Here is a 4,583-nt window from a genome sequence, read left to right on the forward strand (position 1 = left end):
CGACGCCGAAGTGACGGAGCGGCCCGCGCTCGTCGTCGTCGCGTTCCTCGTCGTGAGCGTCGTCGCCGCCGGCGGGGTCGCCGCGGTTACCACGGCCGCGGGAGCCGACCAGTTCACCCAAGACATCCCGGCCCAGCAGGCGCTCGACGACATCGACGAGGAGTTCGAGTCGGCGATCGGCGGCGAGGTCACCTCCGCGCAGCTGCTCGTTTCCGACGACAACGTGCTCTCGCGGCCCGCGCTCGTCCGGATCCTGGAGACACAACATCGCCTGGAGACGCGGTCGACGCTCCGGGTCGGGTCGACGACGAGCCATGCCAACGCGGTCGCGACGCAGCTGGATCCGACGGCGGAGACCGCCGCCGAACAGCGCGACGCCGTCGCGGAGGCGACCCCACGCGAGCTGCGGACGGCCATCGAGGAGGCCGATGAGGCGGGAGCGGTAGGCGCACAGGTGTCCACCGACTACAACCCGACCGCCCAGCGGGCGGGCACCGCCATCGTCGGCGTCACCTACGACCTCCCGGGCGCGGCGACGAGCGAACGCGTCGAGACGCTCCAGACCCGTAGCGTCGGGATCGTGGACTCGGTTCCGGGGTCCACCGCCGGCGAGAACGTCATTCTCTTCGGCGACGGGATCCTCCAGAACGAGATCACCGCGCTGTTGACCGACACCGCGATCATCGTGTTCCCGGCGGCGCTGCTGTTCATCCTCCTGTTCCTGCTGTTCGCCTACCGCGACCCGATCGACATGACGCTCGGGCTCTCCGCGCTCGGGATGTCCGTGCTGTGGACGTTCGGGTTCATGGGGTACGCCGGGATCCCGTTCTCGGACGCGCTCATCACCGTCTTCCCGCTGTTGTTGGCGGTCGGGATCGACTTCGGGATCCACATCATCAACCGGTATCGCGAGGAGCGGCTCGCGGGCGGCGGGATCGGCGAGTCGATGCGGATCACGACCGACCAGCTCGTGATCGCGTTCCTCCTCGTGACGATCACGACCGTGTTCAGCCTGCTCGCCAACGTGGTGAGTCCGTTCGAGCCGAACCGTGACTTCGGGATCGTCGCGGCCGCGGGAATGGTGTTCACCCTGCTCGTGTTCGGGATCTATCTCCCCGCCGCGAAGGTGCTCGTCGACCGGGGGCGCTCGCGGCTCCCCATCCCCGAGTTCGGGACGACGCCGCTGGGTGAGGGCGGTTCCGTCCTCGGCCGAGCCCTCCACGTCGGCGTCGACCTGTCCAGGCTCGCGCCGATCGCGGTCGTCCTGCTCGTGTTGGTCGGCGGGGCGGCGGGGGCCGCCTACGGTACCGGCGTCGACACCGAGTTCTCCGAGGAGGCGTTCTTCCCCGACGAGGACCGCCTGGAAACGTACTCGCAGTTACCGGAGCCGTTCGCGCCGACGCAGTACACGTTCCTCCAGGTGTTGACGCTGTTCGAGGAGGAGTTCGAACAGGACTTCGTCGGCTCCGTCACGCTGTACGTCGACCAGTCGGTCCGCGACGACGACGCGCTCGAACTGATCGATCGCACCACTCGGAACCCGCCGGACACCTTCGAGTCGACGGACCGGCGCGCGGACGCGACGAGCATCGTGACGGTGATCGACGACCACGCCGCGGCCGACCCGGCGTTTCGGCGGACCGTCGAGCGGAACGACCGCCTCGGCAACGGAGTTCCGGACCGGAACGTCGACGTGGTGAACGACGAGCTCCTCGCGTCGCCGGCGGAGGGGCAGGCCAGGGGGTACCTCGCCGCCGACCGCGGTAGCGCCCGGATCGACTTCACGATCCGCCCGGGCGTGGACAACAGCCAGGCGGTCGCCGACGTGCGCACACTCGCCGAGCGGACGCCGCTCGACGCCGTGGCGACCGGCGAGCTCGTCGTCAACGAGTCGGTGATCGACATCCTCCTCGAATCGGCCGTCGACAGCCTGATCGTCGCATTCATTCTCACCGCCGTCTTCCTGACCCTCTCGTACCGGTATCTGGAGGGGAAGGCCGTCTACGGCCTGCTCAACCTCATCCCGGTGTTGGCGACGGTCGGGCTGCTCGTCGGGTCGATGCGCCTCCTCGACATCCCGCTCACGCCGATCAACGCGCCGATCCTCTCGGTGTCGATCGGGCTGGGCGTGGATTACACCGTCCACTTCGTCCACCGCTTCGTCGACGAGTACAAGGCCGGCCGGCCGATCCAGGAGGCGCTCGACGTCACCATCGGCGGCACGGGCGGCGCGCTCACCGGGAGCATGCTCACCACTGTCACCGGGCTCGGCGTGCTCTGGCTCGCCGTGATCCCGCTGATCCAGGACTTCGGCGCGCTGCTCGCGCTCGGCGTGTTCTACGCGTACCTCTGTTCGATCGTGTTGGTCCCCTCGCTGGTGGTCGTCTGGGACCGCTTCGGCTCACGGGTCGGGCTCGGGCTAGAGGCGAACATCCGTGAGGACGAGCCGAACGCCGGAACCGGGGCCGGGACCGCCGGTGCGATCGGCACCGGAACCGCGAGCGCGGGCGTCGTCGACGGCGTCCGAGACGAGTCGGTCGGCGGGGACGACTCCGAGGGCTTCGACGCGGCGAATGAGAGCGTCGATAGCGACGGCGACGATGAGAGCGTCGATAGCGACGGTGAGAGCGACGGCGACGGTGAAAACGACGGCGACGGTAAGAGCGACGGCGACGAACCGTTCGGATGGCTCGACACGGACGAGAACGGAACCGCCGAATCCCCCGAAACAGCGACTGACACGGTGTCCGACCCTGACCGTGCGGACGGCGAGTCGGGGGCCGACGGGCCGGATCCCTTCGAAGGGTTCGATCGACCCAACGAGTCCGAGCGGGGTGAGAGCGATCCCAACGATGGGGACGGAGGCGACTCGGACGAACCGGACGACTCGGACGAACCGGACGACTCGGACAAACCGGACGACTCGGACAAACCGGACGAAGAAAACGACTGACTGGGCGGTCCCGAAACCGCTCGACGGATGGCCCTGTGCCCGATCAGTCGTCGGCGTTCGGCGTCGGGGGCGACCCGGTCAGTCGGTCGCGGTCGTGTGGGGCGTCCCAGTCGAGGTCGGGGCCGCGGGCGATGATCCCGGTCGGCGTCACGTCCGGATGGGTCGTGTAGTAGTGCTCCTTGATGTGGTCCATGTTCACCGTCTCGGCGACGCCCGGCGTCTGGTACAGGTCACGCAGGTACGGCCAGAGGTGCTCGTACTGGTGGATGAACTTCCGGTTACACATGAAGTGGGTGTGGTACACCTGGTCGAACCGGACGAGCGTGGTGAACAGACAGATGTCGGCCTCGGTGAGCGAGTCGCCGACGAGGTACCGGCGATCCGCGAGGTGCTCGTTCCAGTGGTCGAGCGCGTCGAACAGCTCGTCGACCGCCTCGTCGTAGGCCGCCTGGGAGGTCGCGAACCCGGCGCGGTACACGCCGTTGTTGACGGGCTCGTAGATCTCGGTGATGGTCTCGTCGACGGCCGCGACCGTCGCCGCGTCGTCGGCGTCCGGGAGCAGGGAGACGTCGTTGCCGAGGTCGGCGAAGGCGGTCGAGAGGGTCCGCAGGATCTCCCGGGACTCGTTGTTGACGACCGTCTCCGTCTCGGTGTCCCAGAGCACGGGCACGGTCACCCGGCAGGTCGCGTCGGGGTCGGCCGCGACGTACAGCTCGCGGAGGTAGTCGCTCCCGTGGAGCCGGTCGGGGGTACAGCCCGCTTTCTCCGGGGAGAACTGCCAGCCGCCCTCGCCGCGCCACGGGTCGACCACGCTGACGTCGATGGCGTCTTCCAACCCGAGCAGCGACCGCGCCAACAACGTGCGGTGTGCCCACGGGCAAGCGTACGAGACGTACAGGTGATACCGACCCGCTTCCGGCTGGAATCGCTCGTCCGGCTCAGCGTCGATGCCCTCGGGCACGTCGCTACCGGCGATCCAGTTCCGGAACGTCGTCTCCCCGCGCTCGAACGCGCCCTCCTCGTTGGTGGTCTCGTACACGTCCGTCCGCCACTCACCGTCGACGAGTTGGTTCATACCCGATGTACGGGCTCGACGCCTAAAGAACGGCCGGAGACACCGGTGTTACCGGGAGACAGACGCGACGCGGCGGCGTTACGGCGGCCGAACGAGTGCGTCCGGGAGAATATTGCCACACCGCGACGGGTTTAACCGACCGCGAGCGGTACCCGCTCCCGTCATGGCTGCACAAGCGATGGATCGAGTTCCGCGACGGTACTGAAACGCGTCAGGTGCGACGCAAACCCGCTTCCTGCCCCCGATCCCGAACCGACGGTGATCGACGATGAGCGACCACGGATCGATGCTCGCCGACGACCGCACCGGTGACTCCACTGGCGAGCCAGCCGTCGTTCGAGCCGGCATCGACGCCGCCGCGATCAAGCCCGCCGAGTGCGACGTCTCCCGGGCGGCAGCGCTCCCGGTCGATCGACTCGTGATCGATTACGAGGGGCGCGAGCACCTCCCCGACGCCGAGACGCTCGGCCGACTGGCCGCCGAAACTGCGCTATCCGTCACGACGCCGGTCCGCGCGGACGGGTTCGACCCGCTCGGCGACGACTCGCTGCTCGA

The 4,583-nt window shown here is 68.5% G+C and carries 2 protein-coding genes and 1 pseudogene; 2 read left to right on the forward strand and 1 reads right to left on the reverse strand.

Annotated elements, in window-relative coordinates:
• Positions 1 to 2,458 (forward strand): annotated as a pseudogene (locus tag ACFQEU_RS11755) (efflux RND transporter permease subunit); the annotation flags it as partial.
• 538 nt (positions 2,459 to 2,996) lie between these two features.
• On the opposite strand, the gene ACFQEU_RS11760 reads toward ACFQEU_RS11755, so the two are convergent.
• Entirely contained in the window at positions 2,997 to 4,028 is a 1,032-nt protein-coding gene (locus tag ACFQEU_RS11760; RefSeq protein ID WP_379782352.1) for a glutathione S-transferase family protein, read from the reverse strand.
• Positions 4,029 to 4,314: 286 nt separating this feature from the next.
• Between ACFQEU_RS11760 and ACFQEU_RS11765 the strand changes: the two genes are divergently transcribed.
• Positions 4,315 to 4,583 (forward strand): DUF7388 family protein (locus ACFQEU_RS11765; protein WP_465261137.1); only part of this gene is annotated, 269 nt, incomplete at its 3' end.

Source organism: Halorubrum tibetense, assembly GCF_042661865.1.
In the GTDB taxonomy this organism is placed as follows: Archaea; Halobacteriota; Halobacteria; order Halobacteriales; family Haloferacaceae; genus Halorubrum; species Halorubrum tibetense.